Consider the following 26,748-nt stretch of genomic DNA (forward strand, 5'->3'; position numbering starts at 1 on the left):
ACAAGAAAATAAACTAAGTCTCATAAAAACAATGAGTTATGAGTTGGCATGTTAGCTGCAATAGTTGATATCAAGAAATACCAACTATTACATACTGAGGAATTGCCAGATGACCATTCATGTCAAAAACAACATTCACTGGGTCGGCCAACGGGACTGGGAAGTTCGAGATTTTCATGGTACTGAGTACAAGACAAACAAGGGGACGAGCTACAACAGCTATCTCATCCGTGAAGGGAAGAACGTGCTGATTGATACAGTCGATCATAAGTTCAGCCGAGAGTTCGTTCAAAACCTTGCAGCAGAGATCGACCTAAACCTTATCGATTATGTGGTGATCAACCATGCTGAGGAAGATCACGCAGGGGCACTGACCGAATTGATGGCTCGTATCCCAGGCACTCCGATTTACTGCACTCACAACGCTATCGACTCAATCACGGGACACCATCATCATCCTGAATGGAACTTCCATCCAGTCAAAACAGGCGACAGTCTCGACATCGGTAATGGCAAGCAGCTGGTGTTCATTGAAACACCTATGCTGCACTGGCCCGACAGCATGATGACCTACATGACTGAGGACGCAGTGTTGTTTTCTAACGATGCCTTCGGTCAACACTATTGTGATGAGCATCTGTTCAATGACGAAGTAGATCAAACCGAATTGATGGAGCAGTGCCAACGGTACTACGCAAATATCCTCACCCCATTCAGCCCACTTGTGACAGCTAAAATCAAAGAGGTGCTTGGATTCAACCTGCCAGTAAGCATGGTGGCAACCTCCCACGGTATTGTCTGGCGTGAGGATCCGACCCAAATTATTCTCAAGTATCTGGAGTGGGCAGACCACTACCAAGAAGATCGTATCACCCTGTTCTATGACTCGATGTCAAACAACACCCGTATGATGGCCGATGCCATCGCACAGGGTATTCACGAAGTTGACCCTGGGGTCGCAGTCAAGATCTACAACGTAGCCCGCCACGATAAGAACGAGATCCTGACACAAGTGTTCCGCTCCAAGGGAATACTCGTGGGCTCATCCACAATGAACAACGTCATGATGCCTAAGGTGGCAGGCATGCTGGAGGAGATAACTGGCCTGCGCTTTAGAAACAAGCGTGCTTCTGCATTCGGCAGTTACGGCTGGACTGGTGGTGCAGTAGATCGTATCCAGACCCGATTGATGGATGCAGGCTTTGATATCAGCATTTCTCTGAAAGCCAAATGGCGACCAGATGGTTCTGCACTGGCAGAGTGCCGAGAGCATGGACGCCAGCTCGCTCGTCAATGGGCGTTACATCCTATTGAGGTGCCTCGCCCAGAAAAAGCAGCCCATCAAGTGCCATTCACTGTTGATATCTCCCCTGTAGAGGAGACCACACAGTCAGTTGTAGCCGGAGTAGACGATGAGCAAGCAATGCTTTGCACAGTCTGCCAGTGGGTTTATGACCCCGCCTTAGGTGAACCGGATCAATTGGTTGCGGTTGGCACTCCCTGGAGCCTTGTACCGGAGAGTTTCCTTTGCCCTGGCTGCGGCATCGGCAAGGAGGTATTCGAACCATGCGCAGTGGAGGCATGTGTATGAGCGCATTAAATGAGCATTATGCTGGTTCCAGCCAGGATATAGTCATCATCGGTAGCGGCTTTGCCGCTCAGCAGTTGGTAAAAAGCTTGCGTAAATTAGATGGTGAAAGACCGATCCGTCTTATTACCGCTGATAATGGCAATGAATATAACAAACCGGACTTGAGTCATGTGGTCAGTCGTGGTTACACCGCCAGCGCAATGACAAAGTTGACGGGGGCTCAATTTGCTGAACAGCAACGTATCATTCTGTCACCTAATACGATTGTGCATAGCATTAGTCCGAATAACAAAATGGTACACACAAATAATGGCGATTTTTCTTATGGCCAGCTAGTGCTGGCAACTGGGGCCAGTTCTATACTGCCTCCCGTTCCCAACTCGGATAAAATGGTAACCCTCAATAGCCAAAATGATTATGCCAATGCCGAACAATTAATTAAGAATGCAAAACGCATTATGGTACTCGGAGCAGGTTTGATCGGCTGTGAGTTGGCTATGGATATGGTGGGCCAAGACCGAATTGTGACGCTTGTAGATCTGGCGGACAGCCCCCTAAGTACATTAATGCCAGCTGCATTGAGTCAACCGTTACTGCAAGCCTTACGGGAGCAGGGGGTTGACCTAAAACTTGGTCGAGGTATCAAGTCGATACAAAGAGGAGATGCCAACGAATCCTTTACGATAGAGCTCACTGACAGCAGTTTCAGTGAACAGGATCTTGTCATTTCAGCTATAGGTCTACAACCGAATCTATCCTTAGCGATGAATGCGGGACTGGCTGTAAGGCGTGGAATTGTAGTGGATGAATACCTGAGAACATCGAGTGAGCACATTTATGCGCTTGGTGATTGCGTTGAGTGGAAAGGTGAATTACGCCCCTTTTTGCAGCCAATTGTTCTCGGTGCCAATGCATTATCTAAAACTCTGATTGGTAAGCCAACACCACTAACGCTTCCTCCAATGCTAGTGAAGGTAAAAACACTTCAATATCCTTTGCAGTTAGCTGGTAGAACAAAAGGTACAGACCTTTCATGGCAGTTTAAGTGGAATAAAAATGGAATGGTCGCAGAAGCTCGCAGCGAGGATGGTGAAATGTGCGGCTTTGTCGTAGGTGGAGACCAAATGGGAGCTGCATTCCCACTTCTACGCCTTCTTTCTAGATGAATAATTGCTGGCTGAGCATATGCTCAGCCTTACTTAATTTCATAGATTATTAAGGATAAAACATGTCGCTACTGCATAGTATACCAGCTCATTGGGTTGTTCGCCGTTCAACCCCATTCTTTACAAATGAAAACGTACCACAGGCTCTATTAACCCATCACAATACAGCTGCTGGCGTATTCGGTCAGTTATGTGTAATGGAGGGGACGGTAACATATTACGGTTTTGCTGATGAAACAGCGGAGATACCTGAAATTACGCTTGTAATCCGAGCCGGAGAGTTTGCAACCAGCCCACCTCAGTATTGGCACAGGGTTGAACTGTCTGAAGATGCTAGATTCAATATCCATTTTTGGGCTGAAAACGTAAGCTCAGACACCCCACTCATTAAGACAAGAGAATAAATTACAATCTTGTCATCGCCACAAACTAGGCCAACTGCCCATCCAGATCAAAATGAATAACTGTAATGTTGTTTATGATTGGCTGTTTTTGCGATGGGAGTTGGCTAGATGAGTGGGATTGAAACCATAACCATGCTGAGTGGCTTGGTGTATCTGTTGTTGTTCCAGTGGCATGAGCGTTCAGGTTGGTCTTGGCAGCTGTCCCTGATGCTAACCGCCGCTGTATGGTTGACGGTAGCAGCCAAGCCACCACTAAGTAGTTTAATCGTGCTTGCTGTCGCTATTGTCATGCTTTATAGATATAAATTAATATCCGCATTTTATGATTCAAGAGATCAACAACTTCGTAGTTTAGTTAGATATTTCTTAGTTACATCGTGGGGATTTGTAACAATACAGTATGGTGTTTATATTTTTCAACTCCACCAGGGTGACCTACCTTGGCTGTCTAGACCTGATATCGTAGATGGCTTTCTACCTATAGCGGGCGGTCTTGGCTTGCGGGCGTTGTTGAGTTTGGGCATTACTGATTACCACCATCCAGCTGCAACAATCACAGTCTTGGTTATTTCCTTATCTGGACTCATTTTAGGTCGTGCCTTCTGCTCATGGTTTTGCCCTCTTGGGGTTGTCGGTGAATGGCTGCATCATTTTCGAAATTTGCTGCTACCAGGTGAGTGGGCTCCGCCAAAATGGTTAGACCTACTGCTCAAATCTCAGAAATTTCTAGTTCTATCATTTCTGATGTTCATAGTTATTCTTGCTGTTCCAAATGTTGCACTGCCAGGGTACTTGATGAGCCATTATCACCAAGCTGCTGACATGAAAATGGGAGCCTTCTTTTTCAACTTGAACTTTATATCAGGTATTTTTGTTGTTTGGGTATTAAGTATCACGATGTTTTTCAAGCAAGGCTTCTGTAGATACCTATGCCCTTATGGTGGATGGCTTTCCTTGCTGGGGCTTCTGACACCATTACGTATTCGCAGGTCTTCCAGCAGCTGTTTACGAAGCAAGGGATACGATTGTGATAAATGCAGTAGAGCATGTCCATCAAGTATACAGGTTCATGAACTTATATCAGTCAGAAATCTTGAGTGTACAAACTGTTTAACTTGTATCTCTGCATGCCCAAAACAAGCTAATGCTATTCATTTTGGCACTGCGAATAAAAAGATTTCTGCAAGAACGCTACTTGCAATGTTGTGTGTTTTACTTCTCTTAATGCCATTGCTAGCTCATGTGATTTTCGATTTTTGGACAAGCAACACACCATTAGAACAGCGCCGTTATCTATTGGAAATCCTTCCTGGCCTTTCACATTAGAGTGATAGTTATTAAAGCGCCACTTTTCGGTGACGCTTTATTTCTGCAAATGATTCAATAACGCAATAGTTATCACTACTAGTCGAAAATAATCTTCTCATTATGAACCCACACTGCAACTTCAATTCTTGAATGAAGATTTAATTTTTTAAGAATGTTTTTTACATGAACTTTAACTGTTCCTTCAGAAATAAATAAACGTCTTGATATAACCTTATTAGGCAAGCCTTGAGCAATAAATTTCAAAACATCTATTTCGCGATGGCTTAACACTTGGAGATTTTTGTCTTTAAGGCGGTTTTTTCTTCTTGACTGCATACTTTCAATAAGGATTGCAGTTAGTTTTGGGCTTATCACAAGTTTTCCCATGCACGCCTGTTCAATCGAGCTAATCAGGTCTTCAGGTTCCATGTCTTTGAGTAGATAACCATCTGCTCCAGCAAGGATAGCATCCGAAACATCATCTTCATAATCTGATACTGTGAAGATTACGATTCTGCTAGATACATTATGCGCTCGTAATGACTTTAATGTGTCTATACCACTAAACTCAGGCATATTAAGATCTAACAAAATTAAGTCAGGTTCATAATCTAATGCTAGCTGAACACCATCTTGTCCTGTACTGGCTTCAGCTACAATAGTTAAAAAGGGATTTGTACGTAAAAGTTGCTTAATCCCGCTCCGTAGGACAGGATGATCATCAATTAGTAAAATTGAAAAAACATCTGCGTTGGTTGTTAAAGCTTTTTCCATGTGTGTTCCTCAAACTACGTGAAGATCAATTTTCACTTGCGTCCGTTCATTAATGAATGAAATATTTTCTGATTTTAGAAAAACAACTAAGCTCGATATTGAATCCTCGAACTCAGCTTCACCCTTCAGGATGATAATGACATATTCAGCTAGGGATTTTATATGCAGCTCAATCCGTGATGGAGGCATACTTATCCTTAAACATTCGAATAATTTATTGAAGAAGTTCAGTATGAGTATTTCCTGCTCATGCGAATAGTCCTCATAAAAATCTTTATATTCCAACCTAATGTTAAAACCATATGTGTCATTAAATATTGCTATCGCATCTTTTAATAAAATTAACGTTTCGATTTTCTTATATGGAATTCTAAAAGTAGAAATTAGTTTTCTGATGTTTGAGTAAGCTTCATTTAACTCACACCTCATCTCTGAAACATTATCAACCTGAGAAGAACTAATGATGATTGGATCCCTTTGAAGAAGGCTAATCTTTATCTTTAAGTATGATAAAGACTGTGCTATCGAATCATGAAGTGTTTGAGCAATTGTGTTTCTTTCTTTAAATAATAATAGTTGTTGTTGTTGTTGCTCTTTGTAGTAAAGAGATAAGGATTGAGACAGCAAGTTGCAAAATGCAAATATTAATTGTTCTGTATCATGTAATATAGTGACTTCATTTGAAAAGAAAAATTCTATGTAACCATAATCATTATGCGCATCTCCAATGTTCCATAACCTATTATTATATTCACTCTCAATAGGGGATGTGACATCTGCATTATTAATACATAATGAGCAACGCATAGAGGCACAATGTAATGGCCTCACGTTCTCACCAAAGGTGTATAAATGTTTGACCGAATTTTTATGTGGATCATGAATATATACTTTTATTTTTCCAGCCCCAGTGTATCCGATTAATTCTTTCATGAAAGGAGCTAAAACTTTGCAGTTGAATTCTTGATTTTGAAATAATCTACAACTGCGATAAAGGAATTCTAAATGCAAATTCTGCAAGTTAAGTTTATGCGTTTTTTCAGCTACCATCTGTTCCAGATCGCTGTAGGTATGCTTAACAACCTCTGACATATTGTTTAATGCATTGCCAAGCTGCCACATCTCATCGCGGTAATCATGTGATTCAGAATCAAATTTTGAACTAAAATCACCATGCTGAATGTTTTTAGCCATTAACAATAATTTTGACCACGGTCTAAAGAAACGCTTATTTAAGCTATAAATTGCGATGAAGGAAAACAATATAACAATAAAAGAAGATGCTTTTTGAAGGCCATTAATCACTACGATCTTAGATTCTGTTTTGTTCTCAATGCTTTTGATTATCTTCTGTAGCAAACTAATAAACTCTTTAGAGCGGTTAATGCTTAATGGTGTTGCTACATCACCAGATTTTAAGTGGGAAAGAATGTTTTTTAATTTTGGATCCCACAAACTGTTGAGTTGTATGTATTCTTTATTAAGGTTGTGCTTTTCAGCCGTGTTAATAAAAAAAGGATCATGCAGAATTGATTCAACGCTATTAACCGCTTGCACTTTTTCATCAACAGACAGTGTTCCTGAGAGGAGTGCATAGACTTTCATTCTAATTGAACCAATACTATTTATCACATATGCATTCCCTTGGATGCTTGATGACAAATAAATCGATGCACTCATATTAAATATAGATATGAGGCATAGTGTACATATAATTGACGTTATAGAAATTGTAATAGACAGTTTCTTCCAATACTTCAATAGTATGTTCACGAATTTGACACTTCCTAAGATTGTCACTACTGATGTTTATACCTTTTAGATACCCTAATAAAAATACCTCAAAGTAAATACCTACAATATTCCAGACATTAGCCAGCTCATGATAAAGAAAGTCTTGTTGAAGCTAAGTGCATGATTTTGTTGTGGTTAATTTCAACCCGCCCCCCCTGTAATAGGTAGTTATCGAAATATTCATCTTTTGTAATACATATGTTCAGTTGATCTAAGTCAATAAAAAATATCCATTTAAATTGTTTATTGGACATTGTGTACCCCAACACTTACCGGTGAGCAAAATGTCCATATATCAAAAATACAAAGATGGATGTGAAGACAGTCACACAAATAAAAGAAATAACAGCAAAACGCTCGTTGACTGGAATCCTGATGACAAGTGCTTTTGGATTGAGAATGGTTCTCATATTGCCAGAAGAAACCTACTGATATCTATCCCTTGTCTACTGATCTCATTCTCTGTGTGGATGATATTCAGCGTAGTAGCAATGAATTTGCCTTTAGCTGGTTTCACCTTTACAACAGACCAGCTGTTTCTGCTGACTGCACTCCCGTCACTTACTGGAGCTTTAGGACGGATTCCTTACTCATTTGTGATCCCAGTTTTTGGTGGCCGGAGATGGACAGCATTCAGTACCTTGTTGCTTATGATACCTATGTCATGGTTGACCATTGCAGTGCAAGACACCACAACGCCGTATTCAACATTTCTAATAATTTCTTTGTTATGTGGGTTTGGTGGTGCCAACTTTGCATCTAGTATGGCTAACATCAGCTTGTTTTATCCAAAAACTCAACAAGGAAAGGCTCTTGGTTTAAATGGGGGGCTAGGTAACTTGGGTGTCAGTGTCATGCAGATGCTTGTACCTATCGTAATTTCTGTAAATATCTTTGGCCCTTTCGGTTTAGGTCAAGGAAATCCTGATGCATCAATATGGCTCAGCAATGCATCCTTAATATGGATACCAGTAATATTGATATTGAGTATTGCAGCGTGGCATTTTATGAATGATATTGCAGCACCCAAAGCCTCGTTTAAAGAGCAATGGGTAGTGTTAAAACAAAAACATCTTTGGATTTTGAGTGTTTTATATTTGGCTGCCTTTGGTTCATTCATTGGATTCTCTGCGGGGTTTGCAATGCTCGCTAAAACTCAATTCCCTGATATTGAAATAATGAAATATGCTTTCATAGGGCCATTATTCGGCGCATTGATGAGGCCAGTTGGTGGCGTTTTATCAGATAAGCTGGGCGGTGTTAAAGTCACCTTTGTTAGCTTTTGCTTAATGGCTACGTTAGTTGCGTTTTTGTTTTCAACTCTTCCATCAGATGCAGGGCATGGCAACTTCACCTATTTTCTAGCTGTCTTTATGGCTTTGTTCTCATGCGCAGGAGTTGGGAGTGGTTCTACATTTCAAATGATCGCCGTTTTGTTTAGGGGGATGATGATAAAAAGGAATCTACAGCGATATGATTCAGAAGCTCAAGCCTTAAAAAAATCAGCAAATGATACAGCAACAGCATTAGGGTTCATCTCAGCAATAGGTGCAATTGGTGGTTTCTTTATTCCAAACGCATTCGGCTTATCAATAGCTCTCAGCGGAACACCAATTAATGCGATGAAAGCTTTTTTAGTCTTCTATGTTATTTGTGGGCTAATAACATGGTTTGTATATGGAAAAGAACTCAATAAATAGAATGTTACTATTAATGCATATGCATATGGAGCAGTAAAATGAGCAAGTTTCTTGACAGGTTTAACTATTTAAAGACATTAGGTGAAAAGTTTTCTGGTGAACACGGCCAAACGTACAATACGAACAGAGATTGGGAAGATGGTTACAGAGACCGCTGGCAACATGACAAAATTGTACGCTCAACACATGGCGTGAACTGTACTGGTTCATGTAGTTGGAAAATCTATGTAAAAAACGGCTTGGTTACATGGGAAACGCAGCAAACTGATTACCCTAGGACCAGGCCAGATCTCCCAAACCATGAGCCTCGCGGCTGCCCAAGAGGGGCAAGCTACTCGTGGTATCTGTACAGCGCCAATCGACTGAAGTACCCAATGGTCAGGAAAGCGTTGATTGAACTTTGGCGAGACGCAAAAAGTAAGCACAAAGACCCTGTTCTAGCATGGGGTGCGATTGCTTCCGATCAGAATGTATCCAAAAAGTATAAGGCTGCCCGAGGTAGAGGCGGTTTTGTTCGTAGCACCTGGAATGAAGTTAATGAGATCATTGGAGCGGCAAACGTTTACACCGTAAAAGAGCACGGCCCAGATCGCGTTGTTGGCTTCTCACCAATTCCAGCGATGTCTATGGTTTCCTATGCCGCAGGTGCAAGATATTTATCGCTCATCGGTGGCTCTTGCCTTAGCTTCTATGACTGGTATTGTGATCTTCCTCCCGCATCACCGATGACTTGGGGAGAGCAAACAGACGTACCAGAGTCAGCAGATTGGTACAACTCCTCATACATCATAGCCTGGGGCTCAAATATTCCTCAGACTCGTACTCCTGATGCTCACTTCTTTACTGAAGTTAGATACAAAGGCACCAAAACTGTCGCCATAACTCCAGATTATGCTGAAGTAGCTAAGCTTTGTGATCACTGGCTTAACCCCAAACAAGGTACAGACAGCGCGTTAGCATTGGCTATGGGCCATGTCATTTTGAACGAGTTCCACGTTCAACATAAAAATGAATATTTTGTTAGTTACGCAAGGAAATATACCGATTTTCCGATGTTGGTCAGATTGACCAAACGACCAGATGGTAGCTATGAAGCAGGACGCTTCCTGAGAGCATCAGATTTGGTCAATAACATAGGTGAACAGAACAACCCTGAATGGAAGACCATAGCGATTGATGAGGTTTCTGGTGATCTGGTCGCGCCACAAGGGTCGATTGGCTATAGATGGGGAGAGGATGGAAAGTGGAATCTTGAAGAGACCGCTGGGCAGTCCAAGACACCAGTCACTTTGTCTGTTGGAATAAAGGAACCTCAACATTTAGTTGAGGTGGCTTTCCCATATTTTGGTGGATTGGAAAGTGAGCATTTCACACCTGTTGAATTAGAAGAAGTTATCAGAAGAAAAATTCCAGCTAAATCCATCGTGTTGGCAGATGGAAGCCAAGAATTTGTGACCACCGTCTACGATCTCACCGTGGCTAACTATGGTGTAGAAAGAGGGTTTGATGACCCTAGCAGCGCACATACCTATAAGGAAGTGAAGGCATATTCACCCGCTTGGGCAGAAAAAATAACGGGTGTACCACAAGATGAGATTATCCGCATCGCTCGTGAGTTTGCTGACAATGCAGCCAAAACACATGGGCGCTCAATGATCATCGTTGGTGCAGGCATGAACCACTGGTATCACATGGATATGAATTACCGTGGTTTGATTAACATGCTGGTATTCTGTGGTTGCGTAGGACAGAGCGGTGGTGGATGGGCTCACTACGTAGGGCAAGAGAAGCTTCGTCCCCAGACGGGCTGGCAACCGTTGGCATTTGGCCTAGATTGGCAAAAGCCTCCACGCCACATGAATGGTACGTCTTTCTTCTATAACCACTCTAGTCAATGGCGATATGAGAAGTTAGATGCCCAAGAATTGCTTTCACCTTTAGCTGATGCAAGTAAATATAGTAAGCATCTCATTGATATGAACGTGAAAGCAGAGCGGCTGGGTTGGCTTCCTTCAAGCCCTCAGCTGAATACTAATCCACTGAGTATTGCTGAACAGGCAAAAGCGCTTGGGGTAAGCCCTGTAGAGTTCACGGTTAACTCGCTGAAGGACGGCAGTATTCGTTTTGCTGCTGAGTGTCCCGAAGATCATTATCCACGCAATATGTTTATTTGGAGATCAAACCTTCTTGGGTCTTCAGGTAAAGGTCATGAATACATGCTCAAGTACCTGTTGGGCACAGAACATGGCATTCAAGGAAAAGATCTCGGCTCATTCAGTGATAGCAAACCATCTGAAGTTGATTGGAAAGATACCCCAACCCAAGGCAAGCTTGATCTCGTTGTGACTCTAGATTTTCGGATGTCGAGTACCTGTCTGTTTTCAGACATCGTGTTGCCTACTGCAACCTGGTATGAAAAAGATGATATGAATACCTCGGATATGCATCCATTCATCCATCCATTGTCAGCAGCTGTAGATCCAGCCTGGGAAGCAAAATCCGACTGGGAAATTTATAAGGCAATTGCAAAAGCGTTTTCTGAGCTCTGTAAAGGACATCTTGGCGTTGAAACCGATGTGGTTACATTGCCAATGCAGCATGACTCTCCAGCAGAAATAGCCCAAGCGTTTGAAGTAAAAGACTGGAAATTGGGTGAATGTGATCTCATTCCAGGAAAAACTGCACCACATATAATGACCGTTGAGCGCGATTATCCTAACACCTACGCAAGATTTACATCGTTAGGCCCACTCCTTGATAAGCAAGGAAATGGTGGCAAGGGTATTAATTGGAACACAGAAACCGAAGTAGACCTTCTTAAAAAACTTAACTACACACACCATGATGGCGCGAATGCTGGGCGGCCAAAGATTGACACTGCAATTGATGCGGCTGAAGTAATTCTTACTTTAGCCCCAGAGACTAATGGTCATGTGGCTGTTAAGGCTTGGAATGCATTAAGTAAGCTGACTGGCCGAGAACATGCACATCTTGCTATCAACAAGGAAGAGGAAAAAATTCGTTTCCGTGACATTCAGGCTCAGCCGAGAAAAATCATATCTAGCCCAACATGGTCTGGTTTGGAAGACGAGCATGTCTCGTATAACGCAGGTTATACAAACGTTCATGAGCTAATTCCATGGCGAACCATTACTGGTCGTCAACAGCTGTATCAGGATCACCAATGGATGCGTGATTTTGGCGAAAGTCTCATTTCATATCGACCACCAATCAATACCCAGACTATTAAAAATATTATGGGTAAGAAGGGTAACGGTAACAAAGAGAAAGCTCTGAACTGGATCACTCCGCACCAGAAATGGGGTATCCACTCAACATACAGCGAAAACTTGTTGATGCTTACACTGTCTCGGGGTGGGCCAATTGTTTGGATAAGTGAAGATGATGCTAAAGATCTAAAAATTGAGGATAACGACTGGATAGAGGCATTTAATATCAATGGTTCATTAACTGCTCGTGCAGTGGTGAGTCAGCGCGTCCCTGCTGGAATGGTAATGATGTATCACGCTCAAGAGCGCCTGGTGAATATTCCAGGCTCCGAAATAACAGGACAACGTGGTGGGATTCATAACTCCGTTACTCGTGTCTGTCCTAAACCAACTCATATGATTGGCGGATATGCACATCAGGCTTATGGGTTCAACTATTATGGCACAGTGGGCTCTAACCGTGATGAGTTTGTTGTCGTCCGCCGCATGAATCAGGTTAAATGGCTTGATGACGAAAATAATGACTATACACAGGCTGACAATATGTACAGTAACAAGGCAGGGGAGAAGTAAAAATGAAAATTCGTGCGCAAATTGGAATGGTGCTAAACCTCGATAAATGCATCGGATGTCATACTTGCTCTGTTACTTGTAAGAACGTATGGACAAGTCGCGAGGGAATGGAATACGCCTGGTTTAATAACGTAGAAAGCAAGCCAGGCGTGGGCTATCCAAACGATTGGGAAAATCAGGATAAATGGAAGGGTGGCTGGGTTCGAAATATCAATGGAAAAATCGTTCCAAGAATGGGTAACCGGATTGGCGTTTTAGCCAAGATTTTTAACAACCCTGACATGCCGACTATTGATGACTATTATGAGCCTTTCACCTTTGACTATGAGCATTTACATAATGCTAAACAAGGTGCGCATCAGCCAATAGCACGTCCACGTTCACTGATCACTGGTCAACGTATGGACAAGATCAACAATGGCCCAAACTGGGAAGAAATCTTGGGCGGGGAATTCACTAAGCGTTCACAAGACTACAATTTCAACCACATCCAAAAGGAGATGTATGGACAGTTTGAAAATACGTTCATGATGTATCTCCCTCGGCTTTGTGAGCATTGCTTGAATCCTGCATGTGTGGCTACTTGCCCTAGTGGGGCAATATATAAACGTGAAGAAGATGGCATTGTCCTTATTGACCAAGACAAATGTCGTGGTTGGCGTATGTGTCTTACTGGTTGCCCCTACAAGAAGATTTACTTTAACTGGAAAAGTGGTAAATCTGAAAAATGTATCTTCTGCTACCCCAGAATTGAGTCTGGTCAACCAACCGTCTGCTCTGAAACATGTGTAGGACGAATTAGATATCTGGGAGTAATCCTTTATGATGCAGATCGTATTGAGCAAGCAGCATCAACTGAAAATGACAAGGATTTATACAACAAGCAGTTGGAGATTTTCTTAAATCCACATGATCCTGCTATCATTGAAGAAGCCTTAAAGCAAGGCATCACTCAAAATGTTCTAGATGCTGCTCAGAAGTCACCTGTGTACAAGATGGCGATGGAATGGAAGCTTGCACTCCCATTACACCCAGAGTATCGCACGTTACCGATGGTATGGTATGTACCACCTCTTTCCCCTATCCAATCAGCCAAAGATGCAGGCTATTTAGGTGATGATGGTGTTCTACCAGATATTTCTAGCTTGCGAATTCCTTTACAGTATTTGGCGAATCTGTTGACCGCTGGCGATATAGCACCTGTTAAGAGTGCACTGAATCGTATGTTGGCAATGCGTCATTATAAGCGAGCTGAAACTGTAGATAAAAAGGTGGATACCAGCGCATTAGAGCAGGTTGGTTTAACTGAACACCAAGCGCAGGAAATGTATCGTTATTTGGCTATAGCTAACTATGAAGACCGCTTTGTAGTTCCTTCCAGTCATCGCGAGCTAGCACGAGAAGCATTTCCTGAAGCTAAAGGGTGTGGCTTTAGCTTTGGTGATGGTTGTAAAGGTAGCGACACTAAGTACAACCTGTTTAATAGCCAGAGAATTAATGCCATTAATGTATCTACAAATCCAAGTGAGGATAAAAAATGAAATCTTTAAAGATCATATCAATCCTCTTGGACTACCCAGATATTGATCTGTGGGAAAACAAGGATGAAATCTTTGATTGCATAGCTGAATGTAATGAGCTGACATCGGCACAAAAATCATCAATATGTGATTTTGTAACATATGCGTTTGATCGTTCTCTACTTTCATTCCAAGAAATATATTGTGATATCTTCGACCGTGGCCGTTCCACCTCTCTGCTTCTTTTTGAGCATGTTCATGGTGAGTCGCGTGATCGCGGACAAGCAATGGTAGACCTGCTTAAGCAATATGAAGATGCAGGATTTTCTCTTAACAAAAGAGAATTACCGGATTTTCTTCCTGTTTACTTGGAATACCTTTCAACAAGAAATAACGCTGAAATTATAGAGGGGTTGTGTTTTATCACTCCGATCTTGGGGTTGCTTAAAGAGAGGCTACTCAAAAGAGAAAGCAAATATCATGTTCTATTTGGGGTTCTAATTGATCTATCCATGACAGAGTACGATAGCGCTCTTATAAGCACACAAGTTATGAAAGAGGCTGATGATGCAACACCCGCTGCGTTAGATGCTGTTTGGGAGGAAGAGCAGGTGAAGTTTTTAGGAGGAGAATCATGTCCCAGTTCAATTCAATCGATTCATAGCAACCGATTTAAGAATGCAGTCGTACCACAGTACCTTGAAATTGGTGAGGCAAACAAATGAACTATATTCATAGCTTCTTCTTTGATATATACCCATATATTGCAGTTACCATTTTTCTACTTGGTAGTTGGGTTCGTTACGATTATGGGCAGTACACTTGGCGAGCAGGATCAAGCCAGTTGCTTGATAACTCGAATATGAGGCTGGCATCTGGACTGTTCCACATTGGCATTCTTGGTATCATCTTCGGCCACTTTTTTGGCTTGCTGACACCTCACTGGGTATATGAGTCATTCTTATCATTGCAAGCAAAACAACTCATAGCGATGTGTGCTGGCGGTATCTTTGGTGCAATGACGTTGTACGGTGGTTATCTGCTCTTAAAGCGGCGTCTGACAAACGTAAGGATCAGAGCAACATCATCGACTGCGGATATTTTGATTTTAGTGCTATTAGTTTCCCAGGCAGCGCTTGGTCTTCTGACAATTCCATTTTCTGCTTTCCATCTTGATGGAAGTGTCATGATGAAGCTCGTAAGTTGGGCACAAGATGTTGTAACGTTCCAAACAGGGGCATCTAAAAATTTAGAAGGGGTATCGTTTATCTACAAAATTCATATGATTTTAGGTATGACTTTGTTTGTTGTCTTTCCATTCTGTCGATTGGTACACGTTTGGAGTGTACCGCTCGAATATTTAACTAGACGCATCCAGATCGTAAGGTCTCGTCGGTAACATGATTAGGGTAGTAGTCGCAGTGTAAACTGCGACTACTATTTATCAGGTGTAGTATGGTATATCACGTATCAAATAAGCAGTTTGTGACTAAGTTAGTCGAACCTTTCTTTGTCGCAATTTTCTGGCCAACTCTGCTGTTGTTGGCATCTGAAGTTACTGGTTTACCAATAACCGAAGAGTTATATCGCAATACAATTTTATTCTCATTGCTAATATTCATTATTACGGCGGCAATAGATATAAGATACATTTATATCGCAAGAAAAGTAAAATTAGAATTGAGTTTCAGTGGCATTGAGTTTCATTGCCATAAAAAACACCTTTTTTTCTCATGGCGCCAAATATCTTTAATTAAGTTAATTGAAAGCAAGCCTGGCTCTAGAGTGCTACATATACTTCCTGATAACGAAACTATTGACTTAATTCTTTTTGAAGACCACGAAAAAATATATTCACAAGTCATATTTTATTGTAAACAGTTCAATGTGAATTATGACTAGAGTATTCTGACCATTAAGTATGAGCAATTCACTTGCTCATACTTTTAGTAAATAAGGTTTTTATTGGTCAGCATCATAGTTTTCATTCAGTGCTGTAATACGTGCCACTTGGAAAGTATTTTGAAGCGATTGCAATTCTGTTTTATGCTGCTGTGCCAATTGCTGTAAATATTCTCTCCCTTTATCTGTTAGATGCACATCTACTTTGCGCTTGTCATTTTCATTTTTCCGCCGTTCAACGAGATCCAACTCCTCACATCGCGTAAGTAAAGCTACGGTAGCGTGATGACTCATTTGTAACCTTTCCGCTAGTTCACCCACGCTTGCCCAGTTGCGCCCTGGGTATCCTTGAATGTGCAGGAGGGATAAATACTGTAATGGTGTGAGCCCGAGCTCCTTGGCCGCAGTTTCACTGAAGTGAAGAAAACGCTTTAACTGATAGCGAAACTCAGAAAGTGCCTCAAATTGAGCTTTTGTTAACATAGCTTACTCGGTTGTTGACTTCTTAGGTGAAATACAATAAGTTCAATTATATCACATTGTGATATATAATTTGTAGTGTTTCTGTTACAAAGGAGATGGCAATGCATAAGCAAGTTCACCCAAAATCACTTTATTGGGGAAACACCGTAATTCTACTGAGTACCATCGATGATACTGATACAACTAACATTACACCAATATCATCGAGTTGGTCTCTTTCGAATAATATTGTCATCGGCCTCAGTCTAAATTCAAAGGCTATCGAAAACATTGAGAATTGTCCAGAAGTCGTATTGAATGTTGCATCAGACAACCTTTCGGATAGAATTGAATCTATTGCCAAATTGACCGGAAAGGATCCTGTCCCATCTGAAAAGATAGGTTTCAGTTATTGTGGTAATAAATTTGCTCTTGGTGGATTTACAGAGCTGGCGTCCTGTACCGTTAAACCATCTCGTATCCAAGAATGTTTAATTCAGGTCGAGTGTGTAGTTGAACATATAACAAAGCGCAATAATTTTGCTATCGTTGAATTGCGAGCCACTCATGTGCATGCAGATGCATCTTTACTTAAAAAAGATGACGTTATTGACGCGGATTTGTGGAGCCCTCTGATTTATAATTTCAGGAGTTACCACGGAATTACCAGCGCTATTGGTAGAAACTTTAAATTTGATAATTGATTTCGCAGATGCCCTATTTATTAAGGGCATCTTCATGGGACTATGATTTTTAAAGGATGTTTTATGAGTGAATGTTTACGTTCTTTACCATTGGTTTATTCATGCTCTGGTTGTTCAAGTGCAGCGCAGATGGCAAACTATATGGCTATTCAGCTAGATAAACGAGGTGATGCAGAAATGTCCTGCATTGCAGGTGTTGGTGGAAACGTAAAGCATTTAGTCCGTATAGCAAAGTCTGGTAGATCGATCATTGCTATCGATGGATGTCCTTTACAATGTGTCAAAAGTTGTTTGGCTATTCACAATCTCACTCCTACAAATCATGTCTTATTGAATGAGCATGGAGTCAAAAAACTTCAGAAAACAGATTTTGATTCTGATGAAGCGGATAGGCTTGTTTTTGAAATCGCACAGTTATTAACTCTTCTATAAGAGGTTGCTCCTCAAATTTATCGGTATGTATTATTCATACGTGGCTATAGATATGGGGTCACCACCTATCCGATTACCCATGATCTTCCCGATATGGTATCAGATGGATTTCCTCTATCGTGTGGTTCAATTCAACCAGCATGCTCTTGATGCCAAAACGATGCTTAAATCGGAAGCATCATTCCGTCAGATGATTTGGTAGAGGCTTGGTTCCAAGCGTATGGCAACTGCTCCGCAGCGAGTTCTGCACATTCCCTATTATCGTGCTTACCCAGTTGAACGCAAGATGCTCCAGTAAATCCAGGTTGCCTCCAGTGACGACACTCAGGTACTCACAGTTGGCTTCCTTGACTGCCCTGAAACGGGATAACTCATCAGATATCACGGCACTCCCGTTAGCAAGATGTCGTTTAGCCCACTTGCCAATGGTCTTAGTTTTGAACCCATCAACCACCGTCATCCACATTTTGATTGGATTTCTTTCCTTCTTCAGGGACACTGCCGCCACAAAGGTGTCTTGCAAACGGTACCACAACCCCGCTTGCCACCACGGCGTTCACTGCCCCAGTAGACATCATCGAGTTGAATGATACCGCTGATGGGATGCTTGTCGTCAGACTCCTTCATCGCTTGCAGCAGCTTGTGCTTGAGCATCCAGGCGAGATCTCCGTCGCTCGTTGGTAGAGACGGCGATGTCCCGGTTCAAACAGCTGATGGTGGGAAGAATCAGTCAACGAAACTACAACGACCAAGTGGGGGAAGTGATGGCGTATGTGAGTGTGATAAACAAACTGACGACCTTGGCCTGCCGGTCAGAAAGCCCAAGTGTAACGGTCACTTGGGGCTGGGGAAGCTACGTTTTTACGACTGATTTGGGAAGCAACGCCGTTCGGAGTGACTGCTAATCATGGGTAATCAGGAATCGTTGTTAGAGTTATAATTTTAGAAAATGGCTCATACCCTTCATGACCGTTATATTTGCCTGCTCCATTGCAGCTAAAGCAGAAAGTGCCCCATCGTAATCGCCACTATGGAAACGAGCTACCGCATTTCTGGCATTGTCATGTACAGCTTGATGTGGTTTTTCCATCTCGCGATAACCTGATGATTTAGAGAAACTGGCTTTACCTTCACCAGCGTAATACCACTGGCCGAGTCGACACTCAGTGTAATCAGGAAGCTGCTCCGCAGTTAGGTTGGATAATCCCATTAATACTTTATACACTTCTAATTTAAGACTGAGTTCTTCCAGATTGGCTAATTCCGCATTGGAAAGCAGCGAAGCTCCTGTAATTGATTGCTCTAAATTTTGCGAAAGCTCCGTTAATTGCGACATGCCATTAGTTGCAGAAAGACTATCTGCACTGTAACGACGAGCATTGATGGCGCCTTGTTCCATAACGTTTTTGGCCTGTTGGGTATCGGACTGGATTTCGCTCACCAACCCAGCAATTTCTGTTGTCGCTTTGCTGGTCCGCTCCGCCAGACTTCTAACCTCATCAGCCACTACAGCAAATCCGCGCCCTTGTTCGCCAGCGCGGGCGGCTTCAATTGCTGCATTTAACGCTAATAAATTTGTTTGATCGGCAATACCTTTTATTAATTGAACAATACCATTGATTTGACTAGCGCGCTCATGTAGCGAGGCCACATTTTCTGAGGCTGCCGTAATTTGTTCAAACATCGTGTGCAGATTGTTAGCCATTTGCTGAAAAGCAAGACGATTTGTTTCTGATTCCCGAGAGGATGAAATAGCAGTTATTTTTTGTTGATTCAGCTGTACAGCTAGGCCCAAAAAAGAATCACCGAGCCCATGTAGTGATTGCCCAAAATTTGCAATATTGGTAAACATTCCAAGGAAAAATCGCTCTCTAGATTGTGTATTCCTTAGCCTTATCTGAATTTCTTGACTTTCTTCGCATGCTATCTTATAGCTGGATTGTAACTGCTCTATCTCTTCTTTTAGCATCTGATTTTCATCAGATAAGATCTGATATTGTTGTTTAAGCTTTAAGCCAAACATAAGTTACCTCGAAAAAAATAATGCGCATTTAAAAACATTCACGTTGCCAATTAAACTATGAAACGTAGATAAAATGAAGTGATTTATGCGCGTTCTAAACAATAAAAATGGGTTCCAGCCTATCCAGAAGCCGCCCAGGTAGGGTGATTTTTAATACAGCACGGATTCAAATGTGATAAACATATTAGTTGATTAGATATATATTTTTGTTGACAATATAAGCAAGTGTGTTTATGAGCGATACTGATAGATAAAAAAGATGGATCGTAAACATTACCTACTTTATGAACAATAACTACCACAAGAGACCACAAGAGATTCTTGCTGCCAACCTTAATTCTCGTTTCCGATTAAACCTATTTTTAAGTTCGATATTATGGATGAACATGCATTGAACAAATGCTTTCTCTTATTTTCTCACAAAGTCAACATAACCAAAATACGCGACTACCAAATCCACGGGGATATGCAGATATCCCCGAGAATAATAGATGACTGGTCATTAATTGGTGGTGGCGTTTGCGAATAAAATATTATTTTCCAAATGAATATGTTGCATCAGGTCTTCTCGCAATTGTGTCAGGCCGGTATAGAGTGCACGCCATGTCACGCAAGCGTCTACCGGAGGCGTAATGTCATTGGTCAGGTGCATTATTTCGTCCAAACATTCACCATGCTGTTCATGTTCAATACGCATCATAGCAATTGGGCCTTGTACTGAGTTGTTAAGACCCTTTTTCAGCATAGGGAATAGGATCTGCTCTTCTTTCTGCATGTGACCTTCCAGCTCCCGCAGCATATCAACCAGATGAGCCCCCAGACCTAACGGACAGCCTATTTTATCCGCATGGACATGTTCCACTCGATTTGTAAGGCGGATCAGTTCTGGTAATTGAATTCGATGCTGAGCATGGAAGCGTTCCAGGATAAAATCAATTAGCGCAGAAGGTGTTGCAGTACGCCAATCAATTTCGTGGCTTGGTAACTGTTGTACTTGCTCTAATTCAGTAATAACCAGCGTGGCATCGAGGTTACGGTGAGCGATGGCATCTTTTAACGGTTGTTGACCACCGCAGCAAAAATCTAGTTTAAATTTGTGGAATACTCGTGTTGCACCAGGAATTTCACAAGCAATATTGGCAATAGTTTGTTCGAGTAAGACCATGAAAGCGCTCCTTGATAAATAATAGAGTAATTTTATCTCGATAAGTAAAAGCATAAATCATGCCATATCTAACACATTGAAATATATGGATTATATATTTTTGTGGTGTTTTTTACCATCTCCTGATAGGGTTAAAAAAACCATTTCTGGTAATAAATACCATGTTTGAAACATCATTGTTACTTGATCTCACTACTGAACTACCGCGTTCCGTTCGACAGGAGCGGCTGGTTTCCGCGATTCGAACTAATTTTGGTTGTAGTGCAGTTGGTTTATTGAAATTGGATGGTGATTGCCTTTGTCCTGTGGCAGTGGATGGCTTAGTGCATGAAACATTGGGGCGCCGTTTTGTCGTGGCACAGCACCCTCGTCTGGCCACTATTTTATCCAGTCGTTCAGCAGTGCGATTTGAACCGGAAAGTCTGTTACCTGATCCATATGATGGTTTACTGGACTCACAACGTGGGCTGCCATTACCCGTACATGATTGCATGGGGATCAGCCTCTATCTAGGAGGGCAATTGTGGGGCGCATTAACGCTAGATGCTTTTGAGGGTTTTGTTTTTGACGATGAAGCAGTTGATAAATTAACGCACAGTGCTTCTCTGACTGAAGTGGTGATACGTATGAGCCGTTTAGAAGAAGAGATTCTAGCGTTACGAGTTGGTAATCGAGCATCAGAAGCGTTATTGCTGGGTGAACAAAATACTAGTGATGGTGAAATCATTGGGCAAAGTGCGATTTTGCTGAAGTTATTGCATGAGCTGGATGTGGTAGCAGATTCCGAACTTCCCGTGTTGTTGCTGGGCGAGACTGGTGTAGGAAAAGAGCTATTTGCTCGCCGCTTACACAGTAAATCACCACGACATATTGCACCGCTGATCCATGTCAATTGTGCGGCATTACCAGAGTCACTCGCGGAAAGTGAACTGTTTGGTCATGTTAAAGGTGCATTTTCTGGTGCGATAAGCGATCGCCCCGGTCGATTTGAAGCAGCACATGGCGGTACGCTTTTTCTCGATGAGGTTGGTGAATTACCACTGACTGTGCAGGCTAAATTGCTACGCACGTTACAGAATGGCGAGATCCAACGACTCGGTACAGATCAGCAGCAGAAAGTCGATGTTCGGATCATTGCGGCAACCAATCGACAGTTGCATGAGCAGGTAAGAGAAGGGCAATTCCGGGCTGATTTGTACCATCGGTTGTCGGTTTATCCAGTGCCGATCCCTCCACTGCGGAAGCGTGATAACGATGTGTTATTACTGGCAGGGAATTTTCTAGAGCTAAACCGTGCCCGTCTTGGTTTTCGTAGCCTGCGATTATCACGCGAAGCAGAACAGGCTTTGTTTACTTATGACTGGCCGGGCAATGTACGCGAACTAGAGCATGTGATCAGCCGGGCTGCTTTGCGTGCACTCAGTCGGGGAGCTGTCAGAACAGAAATTGTCACATTGGAACCAGAGCATCTGGCATTGGATGCCAACGCGATTTGTTCGACAAAAACCGAACATATACTGTTGTCACAGGTTTCGCATGATGAACAGACTGTATCGCTAAAGATTGCCGTGGATGGTTATCAGCGTAAGGTTATAAGTCAGACTTTGGATGCCTGTCAGGGCAATTGGGCTAATGTGGCTCGTCGGTTAGTTCTTGACCCAAGTAATTTACATAAACTGGCTAAACGGTTAGGCTTAAAATAACGTTGATACCGTTAAATCTTTTCACGCGGCTTTCCCAGAAACCACTTGGTCAGAGACAGTTTGACATTCTCGAGAATCGTAGATATGACCGTGGCCATCAAGGGCGGGAGTCATCAGGATTCTTGCCATCTCTATCCTATCCACAAATGGTTCTATGTATAAAAACGCATCAGTTTATTCAGTTAAATCGGATTTAGAGATATGACCACTCCCCAGGCGAGCTCATTGGGCTTTAGAGGATGCATAGGAGCAGGCTGACCAACAGGGAAAGGTGTGCAAGGATAACCCCCTACAGCACGTTGAATAGGCTCTGGAATTGAAGCCAAGGTGGGTGCCTCAATGATGGTGGCATCGACCAAGGTGCCTTGAGTCATCATGACGCCTGCTTCGGCCAGCCAGCGATTGATGGTCTTGAACAATTGGCGGGCCAGTTGATGCTGCTCCAGCAGGTGGCGGAAATTCATGATGGTGGTGCGGTCCGGCAAGGCGCTATCCAGGGATAACCGGGCAAACAGACGCATGGAGGCGATTTCGTACAGAGCATCTTCCATCGCGCCATCGCTCAGGTTGTACCAATGCTGCATGCAGTGAATGCGTAGCATGGTTTCCAGCGGATAAGGTCGCCGGCCATTACCAGCCTTGGGATAAAACGGCTCGATGACTTCCACCATGTTTTGCCATGGCAGAATCTGCTCCATGCGGGACAAGAAAATCTCTTTTCTGGTCTGACGGCGCTTACTGCTGAATTCACTGTCGGCGAAGGTGAGCTGATGACTCATGATGAACCCTTTTTCATGGCTCCAGATGACAAACATGATCTCATATCAGGGACTTGTTCGCACCTTCCCTAACAATCGCCGTCTGTCAGCTGAATAGTGGGCAAGTTTTGACGCTATGCCCACAGTGTAGAATTTTTTAAATTGCCGTTAGTCAACGGCAGGATGCCAGTATAATAAAATACTATTATTTTAATATGCCTGCGTACATACAATCCGTTGTTCATCATTTTTTTAGTTTTTAGACAGACCTGTTATCGGTATTTACTATCCAAACTTACCGTTAGTTTTATTTTTTAACAATGATACAGTTTTTGCTCTGTAACCAGGAGGTAGTTTTTTTTCTAGGTCGGATTGTTTAAATCCAATAACCTCAGTTATCAGGTAGGTAATGGGTTTCAATCCCTGGAAAATATTCTTAGCTTCCTCAATGTTTAATTTTGTTTTTTTGTGAGATCTGATAATTTCATCACACAACGGACTTAGCATGTCGACCAGTGTCCCATCCTTACGTATAAGGTGGAAATTTAATGAATTACCATTTTCTGATGTCGAGGGGAGGTGGTTTATTTTTATCGGATCAGCAATAACACCTATGAACTCACCTATACGTCTATTTTGAATAAACCCAAATTCATCGCGATATTTTTCATCATCGGAAACTGATCTTTTTATAACGGGATAACCACCCCAAAACCCTCTGGCATGATTCGCGAGATAGGAATTTTTAACGTCATTTTGTTGCTGTTTAGCCCATTCGGTAAATTTTATCACTTCATCCTGTGTTAGACTTGAAATGAGTGAGTAATCAGAGTTTATATCAACAGTGCCAAGGTGCTCATGTTTGGATTTATATATTGACCTAATGGTTCCGTCCTTGAGTTCTAAATTTTCTTGAATGCTGATTGTTGTACTGAATGTGATTGTTTTTAAATTTGAATTCAATCTTGCTATTGCCATATAACTAACCTCATAATTTATTGTTTTTATTATTTTATCTTTAATAACTCAATGCCATTTGGGATGGTTCTTCCAGTCCAATCATCAATCCATTTGTTAGCGTTGTGAATTGACGTGACTAACTTCTCCTGATTGGATGATGTAATCACAACGATGTTTGGCGCCTGTGTCTCTGCATCCATAACGTACCCATCGGGTAGATTTGGTTCCAATCCGTGATTAACTGACTCAAAACCATTCTTGAATATACGTTTTAATGCAGCCGTTATCGCGGCTAAGAACTCCTCAATCACTGAATCGGAAGGTTTTTCTTTCCATTCACATGAAAAATTCAGTTGTAGCAGGCTATGAGCGTTAAATCGTTTATCCCTGTATATGTATGACTTAACCCTACCTATAATTTTCTTATATTGCTTTTGAGTACAGCGAACCAATGCTATGAAATTTTCTATATAAGTGTCACATTTAGATGTTAGTGATTTTTGGTTATGTTTTCTTTCATTTAAACTAACCTTTGATGCTATAGGGATGGTTTGTTTTAAATGTAAATTTGGCTCTGGTGAAATTTTATTGTATTTTTGAAGTTCAATTTTTATTTTTTGTTCCTCTAAATTGTGAGTACGTAACTCTAAAATTTTATCATCTCTAGTTGGTGAGTATGTAATACCCTGTTCTAATAGCCTGCCCCAGGCCGCACGGCGGCGTTTAACATGCGTTCCTGAAATCCATATCAGTCCATCAACACTGTACATAATGCCTGTTGGGACACCATTTTTTCTACGCACGGTAACCATCACATTATAGCACCGCAATTTTTTTACGAGTCCTGAGATGGTGCTCGGTCTACATTCAAACACTCTATCTAAAACAGATCTTATAAGATTTTTTGGATCTTGCTGGGCTGACAATGTTCCTCTACCAATGCCGGTTTTCATGTCTGTGATAGAATATTCAATTCCCCAGTTTTCATTAGGATTTTTTTGTTTAACGAGGCCAAGAATTTTTTCTATATCTCGTACCGCCTGTATGCAACGGTCATAATCGTTGTAGGTATTGACTAGAGTGCGATCTAGTTTTACGCGACATGCAACGATATGGATATGTTGGCAATGAGCGTCATTGTGTATTACAGAGGTCCATTTCGTGTCATTTCCATATCCCATCCGATCCATGAAAATTCGAGCTGACATGAACCAGTGATATGGGCTGAGGCTATCACCAGCAGGTAACGAAATTGAATAATGCGCACATTTCATTTCTCCAGAACCCAAATACAAATTCGCCTGCTGCTCTAGTTCTGTGAGCAGCCCACTGACATTATAGTTTTTACCGCTTTCAGTGAGCGCCAACTCTGGGTAGCTGAATACATTTCCGCCAAGATAATTTATCTGTGTTGGGGTCTGTTTTTTATGGTCTTTCTTTTTGTTGTTAGGATTTTTGAATGGAGAATTCCTGAATATATAATTTAGTCTCCCAGAAAAACCTGGCGTCAGATCAAAAACCTCACCGATCATGTTTGCCCTCCGCATGTGCTACGCCTGAAATATTTATCAGTAATTTATAGACGGATTGGATTTTCTGGAGGATCAAAACATTTTTGGAGTGATTATTTTTGACCTCATCAGAATGTAAATGGAGTCTACACTCCAAAATGAATTCGTTGATATCTGCCGCCAGCCTATTTAGCTGAGCTAACCAATGGATCAATTCTACATGACGGATAGCTGGTTCCGAGTCTATGTGTTTCTCGTTGAGTGCAATTGCGCGAACGAGTTCGCTAATTTTAGCTACCCCGGATGCATGGCATCGTGCCTGTAATTTCTGATATTCGTCCGCTGTAAACGAAACTCGAACTCGCAGGGTGCGTTTGTCTGAGTCTATTTTTGGGGGTCTACCCCATTTTTGCCTTTTTATCATAAACACCTTCTTATAGTTGTTATTAGTGTTTTTGTGCCTATCTGTGAACAATAAGACCAGATAAGTAGCCACCTAAATATAGCTGGTAAGGAAAATTATCAAGAACATAATAATTTAAGTGTAATCTGTCATAAATATTGATGTTAAGCTACAAGGAAAAGTCTAAATCAATAATCTTGTTTTAATTATTGCAAATTATAAAAATGATATCAACCCTTCCAATGAAATTATTATTGATTTTTGAAAAGTTATTTTTGAGTAAATTTCTAGGTTCGTAATTTTAGTTTTGATGATAGCTATGTCAGTGGCGTGATCACTCATTTTTTGACCGTAATAAATGGTCATTTTTAAATTGATTTTATCGGTAAGGATGGCGAAAACGGTTACAGAGAAATTTTGATCTGATAGCGGGTATTTCTACCACCCTCAGGCATTTTTTCAAGGCAGCTGCCCGGGAATTCAGATAATAAGTGCGACACTCATGGTTAAGCGGTGAGAGGTAGTCAACTGCTGACGGTGGTACGCTTCAGCTCGCCAAAGTAGAAGCAGTATCACCATGAGTTATCAGCAGGTGACTGAAGGGCAACGATACCAGATATCGGCAAAGGATATCCGTTGCCGCCATGGCTCACTCCATTGGTGTT

At 41.8% G+C, this 26,748-nt stretch carries 21 protein-coding genes and 4 pseudogenes; 14 read left to right on the forward strand and 11 right to left on the reverse strand.

Going from position 1 to position 26,748, the window contains the following annotated elements; all coding sequences use genetic code 11:
• Positions 1-109 precede the first annotated feature (109 nt).
• The 4 genes from norV (at position 110) to ACTG2U_RS18610 (ending at position 4,487) form a co-directional block, all read left to right on the forward strand.
• On the forward strand, positions 110-1,591 hold the full coding sequence (norV, locus tag ACTG2U_RS18595; protein WP_017408675.1) for an anaerobic nitric oxide reductase flavorubredoxin: 1,482 nt from the start codon (positions 110-112) through the stop codon (positions 1,589-1,591).
• On the forward strand, positions 1,588-2,757 hold the full coding sequence (gene norW / locus ACTG2U_RS18600; RefSeq protein WP_042024864.1) for an NADH:flavorubredoxin reductase NorW: 1,170 nt from the start codon (positions 1,588-1,590) through the stop codon (positions 2,755-2,757). Before norV ends, norW begins: the two co-directional genes overlap by 4 nt.
• 62 nt (positions 2,758-2,819) lie before the next feature.
• Positions 2,820-3,161, forward strand: a complete 342-nt coding sequence (locus ACTG2U_RS18605; RefSeq protein WP_017408673.1) for a DUF1971 domain-containing protein — start codon at positions 2,820-2,822, stop codon at positions 3,159-3,161.
• 108 nt (positions 3,162-3,269) lie between these two features.
• Positions 3,270-4,487 (forward strand): 4Fe-4S binding protein, encoded by a 1,218-nt coding sequence (locus tag ACTG2U_RS18610; RefSeq protein ID WP_439974910.1) that lies wholly within the window; start codon positions 3,270-3,272, stop codon positions 4,485-4,487.
• Positions 4,488-4,565: 78 nt separating this feature from the next.
• Here the strand turns inward: ACTG2U_RS18610 and narL are convergent, their stop codons facing one another.
• Positions 4,566-5,243, reverse strand: coding sequence for a two-component system response regulator NarL (gene narL / locus ACTG2U_RS18615; protein ID WP_017408671.1), 678 nt, complete (start codon positions 5,241-5,243; stop codon positions 4,566-4,568).
• Between the two features lie 9 nt (positions 5,244-5,252).
• Positions 5,253-6,875, reverse strand: coding sequence for a histidine kinase (locus ACTG2U_RS18620; protein ID WP_236563325.1), 1,623 nt, complete (start codon positions 6,873-6,875; stop codon positions 5,253-5,255).
• 446 nt (positions 6,876-7,321) lie between these two features.
• On the opposite strand from ACTG2U_RS18620, the gene ACTG2U_RS18625 reads away from it, so the two are divergent.
• The 6 genes from ACTG2U_RS18625 (at position 7,322) to ACTG2U_RS18650 (ending at position 15,962) form a co-directional block, all read left to right on the forward strand.
• Positions 7,322-8,737, forward strand: a complete 1,416-nt coding sequence (locus ACTG2U_RS18625) for a NarK family nitrate/nitrite MFS transporter (protein WP_042655832.1) — start codon at positions 7,322-7,324, stop codon at positions 8,735-8,737.
• 38 nt (positions 8,738-8,775) lie between these two features.
• Positions 8,776-12,540: a nitrate reductase subunit alpha gene (locus ACTG2U_RS18630; protein WP_042024866.1), complete on the forward strand. Its 3,765-nt coding sequence runs from the start codon at positions 8,776-8,778 to the stop codon at positions 12,538-12,540.
• Between the two features lie 2 nt (positions 12,541-12,542).
• Positions 12,543-14,081, forward strand: a complete 1,539-nt coding sequence (gene narH / locus ACTG2U_RS18635; protein WP_042084597.1) for a nitrate reductase subunit beta — start codon at positions 12,543-12,545, stop codon at positions 14,079-14,081.
• Complete coding sequence (gene narJ, locus ACTG2U_RS18640) at positions 14,078-14,785, forward strand: nitrate reductase molybdenum cofactor assembly chaperone (protein ID WP_042024867.1); 708 nt, start codon at positions 14,078-14,080, stop codon at positions 14,783-14,785. The genes narH and narJ overlap by 4 nt, the downstream gene beginning before the upstream one ends.
• Positions 14,782-15,459 carry a respiratory nitrate reductase subunit gamma gene (gene narI, locus ACTG2U_RS18645; RefSeq protein WP_042655830.1) on the forward strand — a complete coding sequence of 226 codons (678 nt, stop codon included), beginning with the start codon at positions 14,782-14,784 and terminating at the stop codon, positions 15,457-15,459. Before narJ ends, narI begins: the two co-directional genes overlap by 4 nt.
• Before the next feature lie 86 nt (positions 15,460-15,545).
• Complete coding sequence (locus tag ACTG2U_RS18650) at positions 15,546-15,962, forward strand: hypothetical protein (protein WP_127908189.1); 417 nt, start codon at positions 15,546-15,548, stop codon at positions 15,960-15,962.
• 60 nt (positions 15,963-16,022) lie between these two features.
• Here ACTG2U_RS18650 and ACTG2U_RS18655 read toward each other — a convergent pair whose 3' ends face one another.
• The gene (locus ACTG2U_RS18655; protein ID WP_050555279.1) at positions 16,023-16,445 is read right to left on the reverse strand and encodes a MarR family winged helix-turn-helix transcriptional regulator; all 423 of its coding nucleotides are present in this window, start codon (positions 16,443-16,445) and stop codon (positions 16,023-16,025) included.
• 101 nt (positions 16,446-16,546) lie between these two features.
• Here ACTG2U_RS18655 and ACTG2U_RS18660 point away from each other — a divergent pair, with 101 nt between their 5' ends.
• A complete protein-coding gene (locus ACTG2U_RS18660) occupies positions 16,547-17,128 on the forward strand; it encodes a flavin reductase family protein (RefSeq protein WP_160320685.1) in 582 nt (193 codons plus the stop codon).
• A 63-nt stretch (positions 17,129-17,191) separates the two neighbouring features.
• A complete protein-coding gene (locus ACTG2U_RS18665) occupies positions 17,192-17,560 on the forward strand; it encodes a putative zinc-binding protein (protein WP_050555278.1) in 369 nt (122 codons plus the stop codon).
• A gap of 73 nt (positions 17,561-17,633) precedes the next feature.
• Here ACTG2U_RS18665 and ACTG2U_RS18670 read toward each other — a convergent pair.
• Positions 17,634-18,226 (reverse strand): annotated as a pseudogene (locus ACTG2U_RS18670) (IS1595 family transposase); the annotation flags it as partial.
• Between the two features lie 2 nt (positions 18,227-18,228).
• Between ACTG2U_RS18670 and ACTG2U_RS18675 the strand changes: the two are divergent.
• Positions 18,229-18,431 (forward strand): annotated as a pseudogene (locus ACTG2U_RS18675) (hypothetical protein); the annotation flags it as partial.
• A 63-nt stretch (positions 18,432-18,494) separates the two neighbouring features.
• On the opposite strand, the gene ACTG2U_RS18680 reads toward ACTG2U_RS18675, so the two are convergent.
• From ACTG2U_RS18680 to ytfE, 3 genes and pseudogenes are all read right to left on the reverse strand, one after another.
• On the reverse strand, positions 18,495-18,896 hold the full coding sequence (locus ACTG2U_RS18680) for a CZB domain-containing protein (RefSeq protein WP_371317204.1): 402 nt from the start codon (positions 18,894-18,896) through the stop codon (positions 18,495-18,497).
• Positions 18,897-19,583, reverse strand: a pseudogene (locus ACTG2U_RS18685) (methyl-accepting chemotaxis protein); the annotation flags it as partial.
• 502 nt (positions 19,584-20,085) lie between these two features.
• The gene (ytfE, locus tag ACTG2U_RS18690; RefSeq protein ID WP_017408664.1) at positions 20,086-20,748 is read right to left on the reverse strand and encodes an iron-sulfur cluster repair protein YtfE; all 663 of its coding nucleotides are present in this window, start codon (positions 20,746-20,748) and stop codon (positions 20,086-20,088) included.
• 161 nt (positions 20,749-20,909) lie between these two features.
• Between ytfE and norR the strand changes: the two genes are divergently transcribed.
• The gene (gene norR / locus ACTG2U_RS18695) at positions 20,910-22,451 is read left to right on the forward strand and encodes a nitric oxide reductase transcriptional regulator NorR (RefSeq protein WP_042655827.1); all 1,542 of its coding nucleotides are present in this window, start codon (positions 20,910-20,912) and stop codon (positions 22,449-22,451) included.
• A 326-nt stretch (positions 22,452-22,777) separates the two neighbouring features.
• On the opposite strand, the pseudogene ACTG2U_RS18700 reads toward norR, so the two are convergent.
• The 4 genes and pseudogenes from ACTG2U_RS18700 to ACTG2U_RS18715 form a co-directional block, all read right to left on the reverse strand.
• Positions 22,778-23,230, reverse strand: a pseudogene (locus ACTG2U_RS18700) (IS5-like element IS5B family transposase); the annotation flags it as partial.
• A gap of 264 nt (positions 23,231-23,494) precedes the next feature.
• A complete protein-coding gene (locus ACTG2U_RS18705; RefSeq protein ID WP_127908188.1) occupies positions 23,495-24,187 on the reverse strand; it encodes a hypothetical protein in 693 nt (230 codons plus the stop codon).
• Between the two features lie 29 nt (positions 24,188-24,216).
• Positions 24,217-25,701 carry a relaxase/mobilization nuclease domain-containing protein gene (locus ACTG2U_RS18710; protein WP_439974911.1) on the reverse strand — a complete coding sequence of 495 codons (1,485 nt, stop codon included), beginning with the start codon at positions 25,699-25,701 and terminating at the stop codon, positions 24,217-24,219.
• Positions 25,691-26,104 (reverse strand): plasmid mobilization protein, encoded by a 414-nt coding sequence (locus ACTG2U_RS18715; protein WP_069555994.1) that lies wholly within the window; start codon positions 26,102-26,104, stop codon positions 25,691-25,693. The genes ACTG2U_RS18710 and ACTG2U_RS18715 overlap by 11 nt, the downstream gene beginning before the upstream one ends.
• Positions 26,105-26,748: the final 644 nt, after the last annotated feature.

Origin of the sequence: Aeromonas sp. 95A (genome assembly GCF_051919235.1) — a bacterium.
Lineage (GTDB): Bacteria > Pseudomonadota > Gammaproteobacteria > Enterobacterales > Aeromonadaceae > Aeromonas > Aeromonas veronii.

What these genes read in the sequence shown, in the direction of transcription:
- norV (WP_017408675.1), top strand. Translation starts at nt 110, where the DNA reads ATGACCATTCATGTCAAAAACAACATTCACTGGGTCGGCCAACGGGAC.
- norW (WP_042024864.1), top strand. Translation starts at nt 1,588, where the DNA reads ATGAGCGCATTAAATGAGCATTATGCTGGTTCCAGCCAGGATATAGTC.
- ACTG2U_RS18605 (WP_017408673.1), top strand. Translation starts at nt 2,820, where the DNA reads ATGTCGCTACTGCATAGTATACCAGCTCATTGGGTTGTTCGCCGTTCA.
- ACTG2U_RS18610 (WP_439974910.1), top strand. Translation starts at nt 3,270, where the DNA reads ATGAGTGGGATTGAAACCATAACCATGCTGAGTGGCTTGGTGTATCTG.
- narL (WP_017408671.1), bottom strand. Translation starts at nt 5,243, where the DNA reads ATGGAAAAAGCTTTAACAACCAACGCAGATGTTTTTTCAATTTTACTA.
- ACTG2U_RS18625 (WP_042655832.1), top strand. Translation starts at nt 7,322, where the DNA reads ATGTCCATATATCAAAAATACAAAGATGGATGTGAAGACAGTCACACA.
- ACTG2U_RS18630 (WP_042024866.1), top strand. Translation starts at nt 8,776, where the DNA reads ATGAGCAAGTTTCTTGACAGGTTTAACTATTTAAAGACATTAGGTGAA.
- narH (WP_042084597.1), top strand. Translation starts at nt 12,543, where the DNA reads ATGAAAATTCGTGCGCAAATTGGAATGGTGCTAAACCTCGATAAATGC.
- narJ (WP_042024867.1), top strand. Translation starts at nt 14,078, where the DNA reads ATGAAATCTTTAAAGATCATATCAATCCTCTTGGACTACCCAGATATT.
- narI (WP_042655830.1), top strand. Translation starts at nt 14,782, where the DNA reads ATGAACTATATTCATAGCTTCTTCTTTGATATATACCCATATATTGCA.
- ACTG2U_RS18655 (WP_050555279.1), bottom strand. Translation starts at nt 16,445, where the DNA reads ATGTTAACAAAAGCTCAATTTGAGGCACTTTCTGAGTTTCGCTATCAG.
- ACTG2U_RS18660 (WP_160320685.1), top strand. Translation starts at nt 16,547, where the DNA reads ATGCATAAGCAAGTTCACCCAAAATCACTTTATTGGGGAAACACCGTA.
- ACTG2U_RS18665 (WP_050555278.1), top strand. Translation starts at nt 17,192, where the DNA reads ATGAGTGAATGTTTACGTTCTTTACCATTGGTTTATTCATGCTCTGGT.
- ACTG2U_RS18680 (WP_371317204.1), bottom strand. Translation starts at nt 18,896, where the DNA reads ATGTCGCAATTAACGGAGCTTTCGCAAAATTTAGAGCAATCAATTACA.
- ytfE (WP_017408664.1), bottom strand. Translation starts at nt 20,748, where the DNA reads ATGGTCTTACTCGAACAAACTATTGCCAATATTGCTTGTGAAATTCCT.
- norR (WP_042655827.1), top strand. Translation starts at nt 20,910, where the DNA reads ATGTTTGAAACATCATTGTTACTTGATCTCACTACTGAACTACCGCGT.
- ACTG2U_RS18705 (WP_127908188.1), bottom strand. Translation starts at nt 24,187, where the DNA reads ATGGCAATAGCAAGATTGAATTCAAATTTAAAAACAATCACATTCAGT.
- ACTG2U_RS18710 (WP_439974911.1), bottom strand. Translation starts at nt 25,701, where the DNA reads ATGATCGGTGAGGTTTTTGATCTGACGCCAGGTTTTTCTGGGAGACTA.
- ACTG2U_RS18715 (WP_069555994.1), bottom strand. Translation starts at nt 26,104, where the DNA reads ATGATAAAAAGGCAAAAATGGGGTAGACCCCCAAAAATAGACTCAGAC.